A 15,160-nucleotide genomic window follows, 5' to 3' on the forward strand; every position below is an offset into this window, starting at 1 on the left:
TGTGCTGTGTTCATCGCACCGGGCCGGCCCTGCTGCCGGCATGACCGGCTCAGCGGACGGCCGGCCGGGCCTGGGTCGGGGACTCAAAGCGCTGTCGCACCGCCTCGAGCCGCTTGCGGTTGGCACCGAAGTCCTTGCGCCCGAGGCGCGAAGCCGAGCGCATCTGGATGACGCTGGCCGGCTCGTCCAGCAGGAATTCGACATCGTCGACGAATTTCAGCAGCGGCGTCTGGAATTCGGCATACAGGTAGCCAGGCGTCGAAGTGACGATCGCGGCGCCGGGCATCGCCGCGACGATGGCCGCCAGGCGCGCAAGGGCCGCATGGCCGTCGCCCTGGTAGCGCAGCGGCGCGATCTCGTGGTAGTCGGTATGCGGGTGGCGCGCCGCCTGGCTGGACACCGAGTTCCAGGACGCGGCGACCGGCGGTTTCAGCAGGCCGTCGCGGGCGCCGAGGTCTTGCGGGCGGCGGCCGGACAGCATGTTCATTTGTCCGGCGACCAGTGCGGCGGCCGGCAGGCCGACGACGATGACGGCGGCGATGACGCCCAGTGTTTTCAGCATGCGTACTCCAGCGCGGGGATCGAGCCGCCGATCATAGCAGGCTGCGCCGGGGCGGCCATTGCTACATTTGCTTGAACAGGTGCGCAAAGACGCGGCTGACCGGCAGGGTCTCGCTCCTGCCGCGCAGCGTCAGCCGGAGCCGGCCGCTTTCGTCGCGCACCGCGGCGCTGACATGGTCGATGGCGACCACCGTGCCGCGGTGGACCTGCCAGAACTGGGCCGGGTCGAGCTGGTCGTGCAGTTCGCGCAGGCTCATCCGGATCAGCGACTCGCTGTCCGCGCTCACCACGTTGACATACTTGTCGGTGGCCTCGAAATAGATCACGTCGCTGACGCGGATCAGCCGGATCTGGTTGCCGACCGCCGCGCGTATTACGGTCAGGCGCGGGGCGCTGCCGGCCGCCGGCGCCGCCGGTGCGACGGCGCGCAGCTGGTTCAGCACCTGTTCCAGCGCATCGCCGCGCGCCGCCGGCTGCGCCAGCCTGGCCTGCAGCCGCGCCACCGTTTTGGCAAGCCGCGCGTCCGACACCGGTTTCAGCACGTAGTCGGCTGCGGACTGGTCGAACGCCTGCAGCGCATAGTCGTCATAGGCCGTCACGAACACCACCAGCGGGAAGGGCTGGCCGTCCGGCCAGTCCTCGGCCAGCAGTTCGGCCGCTTCCAGGCCGCTGCGGCCCGGCATGCGGATGTCGAGGAACAGCACGTCCGGCTGCAGCGCCAGCGTATGCTCGACCGCGGCGACGCCGTTGGTCACGCTGGCGACGACCTGCAGCGCCGGCCACAGCCGTGCCAGCGCCTGCGCCAGGGCCTGGGCAAGCACCGGTTCGTCTTCGGCAATCAGCGCGCGTGGGGCGGTATCGTTCATGGCAATGGCACGGTAAGGGTGGCGACGGCGCCGCACGGCGCGCCGGCTGCCAGGCTGAGGCCGGCGGCAGGGCCATACAGCGCCTGCAGCCGCTCCCGGATATTTTCCAGCCCGAGGCCGGTGCCGTGGCTGGCGGGCGCATCCAGGCCAAGGCCGGTGTCGCGGACGGTCAGCACCAGTGTAGCGCCTTCCCGGGCGGCGCTGACGTCGATGCGGCCGCCTTCGATCTTGGGCTCCAGCCCGTGCCGTATCGCGTTTTCCACCAGGGGCTGCAGCAGCATCGGCGCGACCTGCACGCCGGCCAGCGGCGCCGGCAGGTCCAGCCGGTAGGCCAGGCGTTCGCCCATGCGGATCGCCATCAGCCCGAGGTAGGCTTCCATCAGGCTGAATTCCTCGGCCAGCGTGGTGGATGCCGCGCGCGAACTCTTCAGCGTCGCGCGCAGGTAGGCGATCAGCTGTTCGAGCAGCAGCTGCGCGCGCGGCGGGTCGGTCGCGATCAGGCCCTGCAGGTTGGCCAGGGTGTTGAACAGCATGTGCGGCTCGATCTGCGCCTGCAGCATCTGCAGCTGCGCCTGCATCGCCTGCCGCTCGATGCCGGCGACGCGCGCCTTTTCGGCTTCGGCTTCGGCCTGCAGGAAGGCAAGCTTGCCGCGGTTCCAGAAAAACCAGGTTGCGCTCAGCCCCGCCAGCACCGAGAACAGCAGGATGGCTGCCGCATGGCTGGAGTCGGTCGCCAGCACCGGGTGCGCCGGCATGCCCAGCAGCCAGGCCGCCAGCGCGCTGCCGCCCATCTGCGCCAGCGGCAGCGCCAGCATGGTCAGCAGCAGGAAGGGCAGGCCGGCCGGCTTGTTCTCGCCCCAGATCAGCATGCGGCCGCCGTCGATGAACAGCCAGGCCAGCGTGCCGATGCAGAACGAAAACACCAGGTTTTCGGTGAATGAGCCGCCCATCTTGACCAGGTAGGTAATGGTCAGCGCGCAGAGGACATTGAAGCCGGTGACGATGGCCAGCCGGACCAGCATGCGCCGGCCGCGGCCGGGCCGGGCATTCGTAATGGCGGGACTCGCGGTATTCATTGCCTACGCCAGGCTGGCCGCATGCCAGACCAGGTGGCCCAGTCGGCGCCACGGGGCCAGCGCGAACATGCCGGCGATCAGCAGGCCGGTATAGGTGCCGATCACCAGGCGCTGGTGCAGGCGGATGTTGCGCCTGCGCACCGCCAGCACGGCGCGCACCAGCATGAACAGCACGACCAGGGACAGCAGGTGTATCCAGCTGAAGTGGCCGCGGCTCTGGATCGCGAAGGACACCAGCGCGGTGACGGCCATCAGCACCACCCAGAGGCGGCCGCTCAGCCTGTGCTGCACGGTGCCTTTTTTCATCAGAAACATCGCGCCGCCTACCGCCACCGACGCAATGGCGGTGGCCATGTGTATCAGGATGACTGGGGTGAAAATCATGATCGCTCTCCGGAAAAGGGTATCGAGGAACCCATTTTCCCGAGCGTCCGCGCGCCGGCCCAGCGGCATGCGACGAAATGCCGGCGGCATGCCGCCAGTTGCCGCCGGCGGCGACGAGGCGAACATCAGACCACGCCTTTTGCGCGCAGCGCCGCGATCTGCTGCGCGTCCTGTCCCAGCAGCTCCGCCAGCACTTCGTCGGTATGCTGGCCCAGCATCGGCGGCGGCATGTCGTGCCGCGGGGGCGTCGCCGACATCCGCATCGGGCTGCGCACCAGGTTTACCTGCCCGGCCGCCGGATGCGGCAGCGCGAGCTTCATGCCGCGCGCCTGCACCTGCGGATTGTCGAACACTTCATCGAGCCGGTTGATCGGGCCGCACGGCACGCCGGCCTGTTCGAGCTGGTCTATCCATTCCTGCTTGGTCCTGGCCTTGACCATGTGCGCCAGCAGCGGCACCAGCAGGTCGCGGTTGCGCACCCGTTCCGGGTTGGTCGCGAAGCGCGGGTCGTCGGCCAGGTCGGGCCGGCCGCCGGCGTTGACGAACTTGCGATACTGGCCGTCGTTGCCCACCGCCACAATGATGTGGCCGTCCGCCGTCGCGAAGGTCTGGTAGGGCACGATGTTCGGATGCGCATTGCCCCAGCGCACCGGCGCATTGCCGCTCGACAGGAAATTGGTCGCCATGTTGGCCATCATCGCCACCTGCACGTCGAGCAGCGCCATGTCGATGTACTGGCCTTCGCCGGTGCGGTCGCGGTGGGTCAGCGCTGCCAGCACCGCGATGCTCGCGTACATGCCCGTCATCAGGTCGGAAATCGCGATGCCCGCCTTCTGCGGGCCGCCGCCCGGCAGGTCGTCCCGCTCGCCGGTGATGGACATGAAGCCGCCCATGCCCTGGATGATGAAGTCGTAGCCGGGCCGGTGCGCATACGGGCCGTCCTGGCCGAAGCCGGTGACCGAGCAGAACACCAGGTCGGGCCGGATCGCGCGCAGCGATTCGTAGTCGAGGCCGTACTTCTTCAGCTGCCCGACCTTGTAATTCTCCAGCACGACATCGCAATGCAAAACCAGGTCGCGCACGATCTGCTGGCCTTCGGGCGACGAAATGTCGAGGGTGATCGAGCGCTTGCCGCGGTTGGCGGCGAGGTAATAGGCCGCCTCGGTCGTGTCATTGCCGTCCTGGTCCCGGAGGTAGGGCGGCCCCCACGAGCGGGTGTCGTCGCCGGCGCCCGGCCGCTCGACCTTGATCACGTCGGCGCCGAGGTCGGCCAGGTTCTGCGCACACCACGGGCCGGCCAGCACGCGGGTCAGGTCGAGCACGCGGATGTGGCCGAGCGATGTCTTGGGGGAAGGTGGGGTCATGTTGCCGGTCTCCTGCAAGTTTTGTGGGTGGACAGGAGTGTAGGGCAAGGGAGGGAAAGATGCAGTATGGAGACGGTATATCGCCGGCGCGTGCGCTTGCAGCACTGATCGCGCGGCAGGATCGGGCAGGACGGCGCTTGGATCTCCGGCGCCGTTTGTCTGCCTTACCTAACCCGGCCCGCTCACTTGATCGGCAGCCGCGCCTTGACGAAATTCCATGCGGTCGGATTGAGGAAATAGCTGGCATGCATTTCACTATCCGGCGGCAGGGCGGTCACCGCGGGCAGGAAGTAACCCTGGACGACCTTGCCGTCGATCTCGTTGAATGTCGTCAGGGCGTCAGCGTCGACAATGCTGTAGCCGCTGAGCGCCGGTTCGAGATCGCCGTCGTCGAGGCCGGGAATGGTCAGCACCAGGATGTTTGCGCCGTTCACAGAGCGCAGCTGCCAGTTGCCGCTCGCCCGGACCGGGCCGGTGATGGCGCAGGGAACGCTGGTTTTTTCGTCTGCCTCGTACGCGGTGACCGTGCCGGAACCCTGGGCAGCGGAGCCGGTGAATGTCAGGGCGGAATGCTTGTTCCTGCCAACGCAGACCGGGTCGGCCGTTGTGGCGCGCTCCAGCAGGTCGGCGATGGATGAGGGCAGCAGCGTGCTGGAAAGCTGATAGGGCGACACCGGGCTGGACACATCGTACTGGTCATTTTTCGGCTTGTTGTCGGTCGTGTACGCAAGCCTGCTTCCGGCCGGGAAAATCGCATTGTCCAGCAGCGCCAGGTCCTTGGGCCGGTAGGTGAAATAGTCGCTCAGGTAACTCGTCACAAGCTGCCCGGACACATCCACTTCCCGGTATCGGGCCCAGCTCACACTCCCGCCGTCGCTCTCCCGTGCCGACAGCGTGGCGCCATTGTCGTCCAGCCTGAGTGCGCCGGCACCCTCGCCGAGCACCCAGCCGTTTTTCGTCAGCATATAGTCGACCGGAGGCGGGCTTACGCCGTTCTCGTCTGCGAACGTGACCGAAAAAGCCGTGTATCCGTCGGTCGTTGGCTGGCCTTGTTGCAGCGTGAAAAACTCGTAGGCGTCGCCGGCGCCGATCCGGTACACCATTTCGCTTCCCAGCAGCAAGGGGGTCGCCGGCGCAGGCGCGGGCGCCGGGGTGGGGGTGTCAGGCCCGGCGCCCGCCTGGCGGTTGTCATTGCCGCCGCATGCCGCAGCCAGCATCGTGCATGCCGCCGCGATTGCATATGTCCTTGATCTCATGTCCACGCTCCATGTCGAATTGGTAATGCGGCAGGCAATGCGCCGCGTCCGCACGGTTCTGAGTAGGCGGTTGCAGGAATCTGCTGCAAGGCATTAATCTGTCGGGCCGGGCGGCGCCAGGGTTTCGTGCAGCAGTGCTGGTCCGGCAGGCGAAATTCCCGGCCTGCCTTATCCCGTATAATCGACCGTTTGCATTACGCCGCCACCACGACACTGCCCCGACCATGAACTCGTCCGACATTCGCGATAAATTTCTCAAGTTTTTTGAAACCAAAGGCCACACGGTCGTCCGTTCGTCCAGCCTGGTTCCCGGCAACGACCCGACACTGCTGTTTACCAATTCCGGCATGGTGCAGTTCAAGGACGTGTTCCTGGGCACCGACAAGCGCAATTACGTGCGCGCCGCCTCGGTGCAGCGCTGCCTGCGCGCCGGCGGCAAGCACAACGACCTGGAAAACGTCGGTTACACCGCGCGCCATCACACCTTCTTCGAAATGCTGGGCAACTGGTCCTTCGGCGACTACTTCAAGCGCGACGCGCTGGTCTGGGCCTGGGAACTGCTGACCACGGTCTACCAGCTGCCGCCGGAAAAGCTGTGGGCCACCGTGTACGAGACCGATGACGAGGCGTTCGACATCTGGGTCAACGTGATCGGCCTGCCGGCCGAGCGCGTGGTGCGCATCGGCGACAACAAGGGCGCACCGTATGCGTCCGACAACTTTTGGCAGATGGCCGACACCGGCCCGTGCGGCCCGTGCTCCGAGATTTTCTATGACCACGGCCCGGACGTCTGGGGCGGCCCGCCGGGCAGCCCGGAGCAGGACGGCGACCGCTATATCGAGATCTGGAACAACGTGTTCATGCAGTTCGACCGCCAGATCGACGCCAACGGCGTGGCCACGCTGACGCCGCTGCCCAAGCCCTGCGTCGACACCGGCATGGGCCTGGAGCGGCTGGCCGCGGTGCTGCAGCATGTGCACAGCAACTACGAGATCGACCTGTTCTCCCGCCTGATCGCCGCCGCCGCGCGCGAGACCAACACCACGGACCTCGCCAACAACTCGCTGCGCGTGATCGCCGACCATATCCGCGCCTGCTCGTTCCTGATCGTCGACGGCGTGATCCCGGCCAGCGAAGGCCGCGGCTACGTGCTGCGCCGCATCATCCGCCGCGCGCTGCGGCACGGGCACAAGCTGGGCCAGACCAAGCCATTCTTCCACCGGCTGGTGCCGGACCTGGTGCAGGAGATGGGCGCGGCCTACCCTGAACTGAAGGAGGCGGCTGCACGCGTCGAGCAGGCGCTGAAGCTGGAAGAGGAGCGCTTCGGCGAGACGCTGGAAAACGGCATGAAGATCCTGGAAGCCGCATTGGCGAAGGACCCGGCCTACCTCGACGGCAAGACCGCCTTCACGCTGTACGACACCTACGGCTTCCCGCTGGACCTGACTGCCGACATCTGCCGCGAACGCGACGTGACGCTGGACGAGGCCGGATTCGAGGCCGCGATGTCGCACCAGAAGTCGACCGCGCGCGCGGCCGGCAGGTTCGAGATGGCGACCTCGGTCGAATACAGCGGTCCCAAGACCCGCTTCGTCGGCTACGACGCGCTGCAACTGGAAGGCGAAGTGCTGGCGCTGTATGTCGACGGCGCGCCGGTCGAGAAGGTGGAAGCCGGGCAGGAAGCCATCGTGGTGCTGGACAGCACGCCGTTCTATGCGGAGTCGGGCGGCCAGGCCGGCGACATCGGCACGCTGGAGTCGGAAGCCGGCGAGTTCCGCGTGCAGGACACCCGCAAGCTGCAGCCTGACGTGCATGGCCATCACGGCGTGCTGGAGTCCGGCACGCTGGCGGTCGGCGACGTGCTCAATGCCCGCGTCGATGCCCGCCACCGCGCGCAGACCATGCGCAACCACTCTGCCACGCACCTGATGCACGCGGCCCTGCGCACCGTCTTGGGCGGCCACGTATCGCAGAAGGGTTCACTGGTCGACGCCGACAAGACGCGCTTCGACTTCAGCCACAATGCGCCGCTGACGCAGGACGAGATCCGCCGGGTCGAGGCCATCGTCAACCACGAGATCCTGGAAAACCATCCGACCGAGGCGCAGCACATGGCCTACGACGAGGCGATCAGCCACGGCGCGATGGCGCTGTTCGGCGAGAAATATGGCGACGAGGTGCGGGTGCTGGGCATCGGTTCGTCGCGCGAGCTGTGCGGCGGCACCCACGTGACCCGCACCGGCGACATCGGCCTGTTCAAGATCGTCTCCGAAGGCGGCGTCGCGTCGGGCATCCGCCGGGTCGAAGCGGTGACCGGCGAAAACGCGCTGGCGCTGGTGCAGAAGCTGAGCACGCAGGTCAATGAAGCGGCAGCGGCGCTGAAGGCGCAGCCGGACGAAATCGGCGCGCGCATCCAGCAGGTGCAGGACCAGGTGCGCCAGCTCGAACGCGAACTGAACGCGATGAAGGCGAAGGCGGCGGCCAGCAAGGGCGACGAACTGGTCGGCCAGGCGGTCGACATCAACGGGCTGAAGGTGCTGGCGGCAACGCTGGACGGCGCCGACGTGGCGTCGCTGCGCAGCACGATGGACAAGCTCAAGGACAAGCTGAAGTCGGCGGCCATCGTGCTGGCGGCGGTCAACGACGGCAAGGTCACGCTGATCGCCGGCGTCACGGCGGACGCCACCTCGCGCGTCAAGGCGGGCGAACTGGTGAACTTCGTCGCCCAGCAGGTCGGCGGCAAGGGCGGCGGACGGCCGGACATGGCCCAGGCCGGCGGCACCGACCCGAGCGGCCTGCCGCGCGCGCTGGACGGCGTGGCGGACTGGGTGCGCGGACGGGCCTGAGCGGCCGGCGCTGGCGGGCATATGGGCAGGGTGTAATCGGCGGCAGCGCATCGCACCGGACCGCACCGTTGCCCATTGCATTGCTAAACCATTACTAGACCAGGCCCTTATACCTATCCGAAGTCATGGCATACCGGATCAGATCGATGGTTCCGGTTCGTCACCGTGCCTCGTAGGGTGTAATGCGCTTCGCGTATTACACCCTACGGTGTTTCTGGGCGCTTTCTGAACCGGGGTTGGCATTATGCCATCGGCCATCCACCCCTCACGTCCTGGCGGGTTGCTGATTTCGGCGGCGGTGCTGCAACACGATTTTCTCGCTGCAGCCTGCGGATCTGCGGATTCCCTGCCGGCCAAGTCCAGGCCGCATTGCCGCGCATCCTCATTCAAGCCGACAGCCGGCAACCATCGGCCGATCCGCTGCGCCCATGGCGCATGCGGAAAGGGCGCCTTTCCCTCAGCCTGATTTAATCTATCTCAAGATGGGGGGTAAGACGCAAGGTGGATACTTGCGGCTTGATGGCTTCCTGCCCCGCAATGCGGGAAGGGCCGTCCTTGCGACTTCCCTTCGAAGCCACGTTTCGACGTCTTCTGCTTGTCCGATACGGCAATGCCCTGCAGGCGCAGGCTGGCCTGCCCAGGTTTACTGCCATTCAGCCAGTACGGAGCGGGACCGACCGACCGTCCACGCTATCCGCGCTACTTCCGTGTGCCGCTCTCTCCTGTGGAGGAATTTCCATGGCCACCGCCCTTGTTACCAGCACGCCGTCATTTACGCCTCCAAGCCGCGCCCCCGCCTGGTGGAAGCAGTTTGCGCTGCTTTGCCTGCTCCTGTGCGCAGCGACCAGCCTGCTGGCCGCCAACGTGCCGACGGGCTTCACGGACCGGCAGCTGTACCGCGGGCTGACCAGTCCCACGGCGATGGCTGCGCTGCCGGACAACCGCCTGCTGATCGTGCAGCAGAATGGCCAGGTCCTCATCGCCAAAAATGACGCCGTCCTGTCGCCCATCTTCTACCAGGTGGCCAACGTCGACTCGGTGGCCGAACACGGCTGTCTTGGCGTCGTGGCCGACCCCGGTTTCAGCAGCAATCACTTCCTGTATTTTTATTGCACGGTGCGCAGCGCCAGCGGGTCCAACAACCGCGTGCTGCGCGTGACCGAGGCGAACGACCGCGTCGTCGCCGGCAGCGAGAGAGTCATCATCGACCTGCCCAACGTGCCGGCCGGGACGAATTTCCACATGGGCGGCGGGCTGGCGTTCGGCAGCGACGGCAAGTTGTACATCGCGGTGGGCAACCACGAGGACAGTCCGCAGCCTTTCGCCAGCTCGACCTCGCAGCGCCTGGAAAGCGCCTTCGGCAAGATCCTGCGCATCAATGCCGACGGCACGGTGCCATCGGACAATCCGTTCTACAGCAACGCCGGCGCCTACCAGCCCGTCTGGGCGCTCGGCCTGCGCAATCCGTATTCGATCGCGGCCCAGCCGGGCTCAGGCCTCATTTTCATCAACGATGTGGGCCAGAACAGCTGGGAAGAAGTCAATCGCAACCAGCGCGGCGCGAACTATGGCTGGCCGGCGGCCGAAGGCAATGTGTCGGACAGCCGCTTCGTCAATCCGGTGCATGCGTACCAGCATGTCGGCGGCGCATGCTCGCTGACTGGCGGTGCGTTTTATAACCCCGCCTCGGCGCAGTTCCCGGCCAGGTTCGCCGGCCGCTATTTCTTTGCCGATTTCTGCACCGGTCAGATCCGTTCCATCGACCCTGCCTCCCCGGCCACGTCGGAAGAGTTTGCCAGCGCGATCGGCAACCCGATTGCGCTGACCGTGACGCCGGCCGGCGAGCTGTACTACGTCGCACGCAACCAGGGCACCGGCACGCCGGCGCCCGGCGCAGGGACGCTGGGGAAGATCGGCTTCAGCACCAGCCAGTCGCCGGCCATCGTGGCCGAGCCGCAGCCGCAGACCGTGCTGGTCGGCACCGCGGCCACCTTCAGCGTGAGCGCCACCGGCGTCACGTCGTACCAGTGGTTCCGCAACGGCGTCGCGATCGGCGGGGCCACCGCGCCGAGCTACACCACGCCACCGGTGACGCTGGCGGATAGCGGCGCAACATTTCGCGTGCGGGTCTCCAGCGCCGATCGCAGCCTCGATTCGCGCAGCGTCCTGCTGAGCGTGACGACCAACCGTCCGCCGGTGGCGCGCATCGATGCGCCTGCCGTCGGCGGCAGCTTCAGCCCCGGTGAACCCATCGCGTATTCCGGCGCCGGCATCGACCCGGAAGACGGCAACCTGCCGCCGGTCTCGCTGGCCTGGGACGTGGACTTCCAGCACGATGCCCATGCCCACGATTTCCTCGCCCCGCCCAACGGCGCCGGCGGCTCTTTTGTCGCAACGCCGTTCGAGGCGGGCGAGGCCAACAGCTGGATCCGCATCCGGCTCACGGCAACCGACTCGATGGGCGTCAGCGCCACCGCGTCCCGTGACGTCTTCATGAAGAAGCAGATCACCGATTTCACGCCGGTGGGGACAGTGGCCAACGGCTGGGGACCGATCGAAAATAACCGGAGCAACGGCGAGACGGGCGCCAGCGACGGCAGGACCATCACCCTGGACACCATTGCCTACCCGCGCGGACTGGGCGTGCATGCGCCGTCGGAAGTGATCTATAACCTGGCGGGAGCCTGCTCCGGCAGCTTCATCTCGGACGTGGGGGTCGACGATGAATCCGGCAACCTCGGCAGCGTCGTGTTCCAGGTCTATCTCGACGGCGTGAAAGCCTACGACAGCGGTCTCGTGCGCGGCGCCGACGCGCGAAGGCGGGTCAGCGTCGGCGTGGCCGGCAGGCAGCAGATGCGGCTGATCGTCAACGATGGCGGCGATGGCAAGGACTTCGACCATGCAGACTGGGCCGGCGCTCGCGTGACCGGCTGCGGTGCGGCGCAGCCGGTGGGCATTGCCAACCTGCAGGTGGCCGATAACGCCAATGCAGCCGACTGGTCGGTGCGCAGCGACCTGCAGGTGAATAACCAGGCCTATGGCGACCGCGCCTATACCTTTGCGTCCATCCCCGGCAACCTGGTCGGCGCCCAGTGGATACGGACCGCCAATGACTCCAAGTTCTACACCGGCGCGCCATTGGCCAGTTTCACGCTCAACGCGGCGGCCGATATCTATATCGGCCTGGACAACAGGACGGGCGTGCCGGCATGGGTGGACGACAGCTGGGCCGATACGTCGACCGACATCACGACCCGCGAGAGCAACAATGTCATCCAGACATTCAGCGTGTTCCGCAAGCGCTTCGACGCGGGCACGGTGACGCTGGGGCCATGGAATGCGCCGACGAGCGTCTACATGGTGATAGTCAGGTAGCAGCCTAGGCTGGGCAGCCCCGGCGGGGCTGCCTGCCCGGGACATGCGACCGGGCTGCCGTGCGCGGGGCAGGGAGCAGGGGATTGCTGTTACAGCGCCGCGATCATGCCTTCCAGCTTCACCGCGTCGGCGCAGAACTGGCGTATGCCTTCGGCCAGCTTTTCGGTGGCCATCGCATCTTCATTGAGCATGAAGCGGAAGGTCTTTTCGTCCAGGTCCAGTTTCTGCAGGTCGCTGTCGCGGGCGCCTTCGGGGCTCAGCTTGCGGGTCACCGGCGCGGTGCCGTCGGCCAGCTTCTGCAGCAGTTCGGGGCTGATGGTCAGCAGGTCGCAGCCGGCAAGCTCGACGATCTGCGACGTATTGCGGAAGCTCGCGCCCATCACTTCGGTGGCGTGGCCGAACTTGCGGTAATAGTTGTAGATGCGCTGGACCGATTGCACGCCCGGGTCGTCGGCGCCGTGGTATTCCTTGCCGCTGGCCTTCTTGTGCCAGTCGTAGATGCGGCCGACGAAGGGCGAGATCAGCTGGGCGCCGGCATCGGCGCAGGCCACCGCCTGCGGCAGCGCGAACAGCAGCGTCATGTTGCAGCGGATGCCGTCCTTCTGCAGCGCTTCGGCCGCGCGTATGCCTTCCCAGGTCGATGCGATCTTGATCAGCACCCGCTCGCGGTCGACGCCGGCGGCTTCATACAGCGCGATCAGCTCGCGTCCCTTGGCGACCGTGGCCTCGGTGTCGAAAGAGAGACGGGCGTCGACTTCGGTCGACACCCGGCCCGGGATGATATCCAGGATGCGCCGGCCGAACGCCACCAGCAGCTGGTCGATGATGTGCGCCGCGCCATGCGACTTGAAATCGCGCGCCGACTGCTCCAGCAGCGGACGGTACTCGTCCTTCTGCACGGCTTTCAGGATCAGCGACGGGTTGGTGGTGGCGTCCTGCGGCGAATAGGCTTCGATCGCCTGGAAGTCGCCGGTGTCGGCGACGATGGTGGTGTGCTGCTTGAGCTGTTCTAGCTGGTTCATGGTGTGGGGTCCGCAAGTTGAAGTGTGCCCGGCGCCGGGCCGCGCCGCCGGGAATATTATCGCCGCTCCGGTAGTTCCAGCAGCGAGTCGAACTGGATGTCGATGCGCTGCAGCGCCTTCTGCGCCGCCTCCATCCTGCGCCGGAATTCGGGGCCGCGGCGCAGCGCCAGACCGACGGCGAGGATGTCGATGACGACCAGGTGCGCCAGCCGGGCGGTGATGGGCCGGTACGGGTCGGTGTCGACCGGCAGGTCGACCGGCACCAGCACCGTCGCCAGCGCCGCCAGCGGCGTGCCCGACGGCGCGATGGCGATGATGTCGGCGCCGGCGCGCCGCGCCAGCTGCACGCTGTGCAGCAGCGCCACGCTGCCGCCGCGCTGCGAGATGGCGACCACGGCGTCGCCCGGTTCCAGCAGCGCCGCCGAGATCGCATGGGTATGCGGGTCGGAGTAGGCCACCGTCGGCACGCCGGACCGGAAGAACTTGTGCTGCGCATCGGCCGCCACCAGGCCGGAGCTGCCCTGGCCGTAGAACTCGATCTTGGACGCATTGGCCAGGATGTCGAGCGCGCGCTGTATGGTCTGCGCATCGAGGCTGTTGCGCAGGTCGAGCAGCGTGTTGATCGAGCGCCCGCAGATCTTGGCGATCAGGTCGCCGGCGAGGTCGTCCTGCAACGGCGTCTCGTCATTGCCGGCGGGCGCCAGCGCCAGGCCCTGCGCCAGCTTGAGCTTGAACTCGTGCCAGCCGTCGCAGCCGACCGCGCGGCAGAAGCGCACGACCGTCGGCTCCGACACCTGGGCGCTGCGCGCCAGCGCGGTGATGTTTTCCGCGAGCGTCAGTTCCGGGTTGTCCAGCACCGCCGCCGCGACCTTGCGCTCGGACTTGGACAAGGCGTCGAACCGGGTGCGGATCGCGTCCAGCAGCATGGCGGGCCTTATTCCTCGGGCAGCGCTTCTTCGCGCCACTGCAGGCCGTCGCGGCCTATCAGCGCGCTGGCCGCGCCCGGGCCCCAGGAACCGGCGGTGTAGAACAGCGGGTCATTGTCTTCCTGGTCCCAGAAATGCAGGATGGGCTCGACCCACTCCCATGCCGCTTCCAGTTCGTCGCTGCGCATGAACAGCGTGAGCTGGCCGCGCAGCACGTCCATCAGCAGCCGCTCGTAGGCTTCCATGCGCGGCTTCTTGAAGGTTTCGCGGAAGTCCAGTTCGAGGTCGACCAGCTTCAGGCGCATGCCGTCGCCCGGCGTCTTGGCCATCAGGTTCAGGTTCAGGCCCTCGTCCGGCTGCAGCCGGATCACCAGCGAATTGGGCTGGAAGCTGCTGATCGGCTGGTTGAAGATCGAATGCGGGATCGACTTGAAGCGCACCACGATTTCCGCCAGCTGGTCGGCCATGCGCTTGCCGGTGCGCAGGTAGAAGGGAACGCCGGACCAGCGCCAGGTGTCGATCTCGGCCTTGACCGCGACGAAGGTCTCGGTGCGCGACTGCGGGTTGGCGTCCGGCTCCTTGCGATAGCCCGGCACCGCCACGCCGTCGACATGGCCGCTCTTGTACTGGCCGCGCACCACGTTCTGCACCAGGCTGTTGGGCGTGAAGCGTTTCAGTGCGCGCAGCACCTTGAGCTTCTCGTCGCGCACCGCGTCGGGCGTGCCGTCCACCGGCGGCTCCATGGCGACGATGCACAGCAGCTGCAGCAGGTGGTTCTGGAGCATGTCCCGCAACGCGCCCGAGCTTTCGTAGTAGCCCATCCGGTTGCCCACGCCGAGTTCCTCGGCGATGGTGATCTGGACGTCGGAGATCCATTCGCGCCGCCACAGCGGTTCGAACAGGATATTGCCGAAGCGCAGGGCCAGCAGGTTCTGCACCGCTTCCTTGCCCAGGTAATGGTCGATGCGGAAGATCTGCGACTCGGAAAACACCTTGCCGACGTCGGCATTGATCTGGCGCGCGCCTTCGAGGTCGCGTCCCAGCGGCTTTTCCAGCACCACCCGCGCGTTCGGGGTGGCAAGTCCGGCCTCGGCGATGTTCTGGCAGATGCCGGCGAACAGGTTGGGCGGCACCGCCAGGTAGTAGACGCGGGTGAGCTTGTCGTCGTCGCGCAGCGCTTCCTTCAGCGGCTGGTAGGTCCCGGCGTCGCTCGCATTCAGCGACACGTAGTTGACCCGTTCGCGGAAGGCCTTCCACGCGCCTTCATCCAGCCTGTCCTCTTCGATATTCGGCTTGGCCTGCTTGTCCAGCTCTTCCAGGTAGTGCTCGCGGCTCCAGTCGTGCCTGCCCACGGCGATGATGCGGCCGCCCTCGGGAAAGCCCTTGCCGCGGCTGAGCGCGTACAGCGCCGGGATCAGCTTGCGCATGGCGAGGTCGCCGCCGCCGCCAAACAGTACGAAATCGAAGTCGGTAAGTGCCATGGG

11 protein-coding genes are annotated in these 15,160 nt (G+C 66.9%); 2 read left to right on the top strand and 9 right to left on the bottom strand.

Annotation, left to right across the window (positions count from 1 at the left end; all coding sequences use genetic code 11):
• Window positions 1–49: 49 nt before the first annotated feature.
• The 6 genes from QOL82_RS02525 to QOL82_RS02550 form a co-directional block, all read right to left on the bottom strand.
• Complete coding sequence (locus QOL82_RS02525; RefSeq protein ID WP_283440643.1) at window positions 50–562, bottom strand: DUF1499 domain-containing protein; 513 nt, start codon at window positions 560–562, stop codon at window positions 50–52.
• A 61-nt stretch (window positions 563–623) separates the two neighbouring features.
• A complete protein-coding gene (locus tag QOL82_RS02530) occupies window positions 624–1,427 on the bottom strand; it encodes a LytR/AlgR family response regulator transcription factor (RefSeq protein WP_283440644.1) in 804 nt (267 codons plus the stop codon).
• Window positions 1,424–2,503 carry a sensor histidine kinase gene (locus QOL82_RS02535; RefSeq protein WP_283440645.1) on the bottom strand — a complete coding sequence of 360 codons (1,080 nt, stop codon included), beginning with the start codon at window positions 2,501–2,503 and terminating at the stop codon, window positions 1,424–1,426. Before QOL82_RS02535 ends, QOL82_RS02530 begins: the two co-directional genes overlap by 4 nt.
• Before the next feature lie 3 nt (window positions 2,504–2,506).
• Window positions 2,507–2,887, bottom strand: coding sequence for a DUF2306 domain-containing protein (locus QOL82_RS02540; RefSeq protein WP_283440646.1), 381 nt, complete (start codon window positions 2,885–2,887; stop codon window positions 2,507–2,509).
• Between the two features lie 125 nt (window positions 2,888–3,012).
• Window positions 3,013–4,251 carry a CaiB/BaiF CoA transferase family protein gene (locus QOL82_RS02545; protein WP_283440647.1) on the bottom strand — a complete coding sequence of 413 codons (1,239 nt, stop codon included), beginning with the start codon at window positions 4,249–4,251 and terminating at the stop codon, window positions 3,013–3,015.
• Window positions 4,252–4,433: 182 nt separating this feature from the next.
• Complete coding sequence (locus QOL82_RS02550) at window positions 4,434–5,507, bottom strand: hypothetical protein (RefSeq protein WP_283440648.1); 1,074 nt, start codon at window positions 5,505–5,507, stop codon at window positions 4,434–4,436.
• Window positions 5,508–5,731: 224 nt separating this feature from the next.
• Here QOL82_RS02550 and alaS point away from each other — a divergent pair, with 224 nt between their 5' ends.
• Window positions 5,732–8,353: an alanine--tRNA ligase gene (gene alaS / locus QOL82_RS02555; protein ID WP_283440649.1), complete on the top strand. Its 2,622-nt coding sequence runs from the start codon at window positions 5,732–5,734 to the stop codon at window positions 8,351–8,353.
• Between the two features lie 738 nt (window positions 8,354–9,091).
• Entirely contained in the window at window positions 9,092–11,728 is a 2,637-nt protein-coding gene (locus tag QOL82_RS02560; RefSeq protein WP_283440650.1) for a PQQ-dependent sugar dehydrogenase, read from the top strand.
• An 89-nt stretch (window positions 11,729–11,817) separates the two neighbouring features.
• Here the strand turns inward: QOL82_RS02560 and tal are convergent, their stop codons facing one another.
• From tal to zwf, 3 genes are read right to left on the bottom strand one after another with little or no spacing between them, the layout of a single operon-like run.
• Window positions 11,818–12,750 (bottom strand): transaldolase, encoded by a 933-nt coding sequence (gene tal, locus QOL82_RS02565; protein ID WP_283440651.1) that lies wholly within the window; start codon window positions 12,748–12,750, stop codon window positions 11,818–11,820.
• A gap of 56 nt (window positions 12,751–12,806) precedes the next feature.
• Window positions 12,807–13,676: an SIS domain-containing protein gene (locus QOL82_RS02570; protein WP_283440652.1), complete on the bottom strand. Its 870-nt coding sequence runs from the start codon at window positions 13,674–13,676 to the stop codon at window positions 12,807–12,809.
• An 8-nt stretch (window positions 13,677–13,684) separates the two neighbouring features.
• Window positions 13,685–15,157: a glucose-6-phosphate dehydrogenase gene (zwf, locus tag QOL82_RS02575; RefSeq protein WP_283440653.1), complete on the bottom strand. Its 1,473-nt coding sequence runs from the start codon at window positions 15,155–15,157 to the stop codon at window positions 13,685–13,687.
• Window positions 15,158–15,160 lie beyond the last annotated feature (3 nt).

Origin of the sequence: Noviherbaspirillum suwonense (genome assembly GCF_900182955.1) — a bacterium.
GTDB classification, from domain to species: Bacteria; Pseudomonadota; Gammaproteobacteria; order Burkholderiales; family Burkholderiaceae_D; genus Noviherbaspirillum_A; species Noviherbaspirillum_A suwonense.

Bases quoted from the DNA above. Each gene is read 5' to 3' on its own strand.
- QOL82_RS02545 (WP_283440647.1), bottom strand. From the start codon at position 4,251: ATGACCCCACCTTCCCCCAAGACATCGCTCGGCCACATCCGCGTGCTC.
- QOL82_RS02550 (WP_283440648.1), bottom strand. From the start codon at position 5,507: ATGAGATCAAGGACATATGCAATCGCGGCGGCATGCACGATGCTGGCT.
- QOL82_RS02525 (WP_283440643.1), bottom strand. From the start codon at position 562: ATGCTGAAAACACTGGGCGTCATCGCCGCCGTCATCGTCGTCGGCCTG.
- QOL82_RS02560 (WP_283440650.1), top strand. From the start codon at position 9,092: ATGGCCACCGCCCTTGTTACCAGCACGCCGTCATTTACGCCTCCAAGC.
- zwf (WP_283440653.1), bottom strand. From the start codon at position 15,157: ATGGCACTTACCGACTTCGATTTCGTACTGTTTGGCGGCGGCGGCGAC.
- tal (WP_283440651.1), bottom strand. From the start codon at position 12,750: ATGAACCAGCTAGAACAGCTCAAGCAGCACACCACCATCGTCGCCGAC.
- QOL82_RS02570 (WP_283440652.1), bottom strand. From the start codon at position 13,676: ATGCTGCTGGACGCGATCCGCACCCGGTTCGACGCCTTGTCCAAGTCC.
- alaS (WP_283440649.1), top strand. From the start codon at position 5,732: ATGAACTCGTCCGACATTCGCGATAAATTTCTCAAGTTTTTTGAAACC.
- QOL82_RS02540 (WP_283440646.1), bottom strand. From the start codon at position 2,887: ATGATTTTCACCCCAGTCATCCTGATACACATGGCCACCGCCATTGCG.
- QOL82_RS02530 (WP_283440644.1), bottom strand. From the start codon at position 1,427: ATGAACGATACCGCCCCACGCGCGCTGATTGCCGAAGACGAACCGGTG.
- QOL82_RS02535 (WP_283440645.1), bottom strand. From the start codon at position 2,503: ATGAATACCGCGAGTCCCGCCATTACGAATGCCCGGCCCGGCCGCGGC.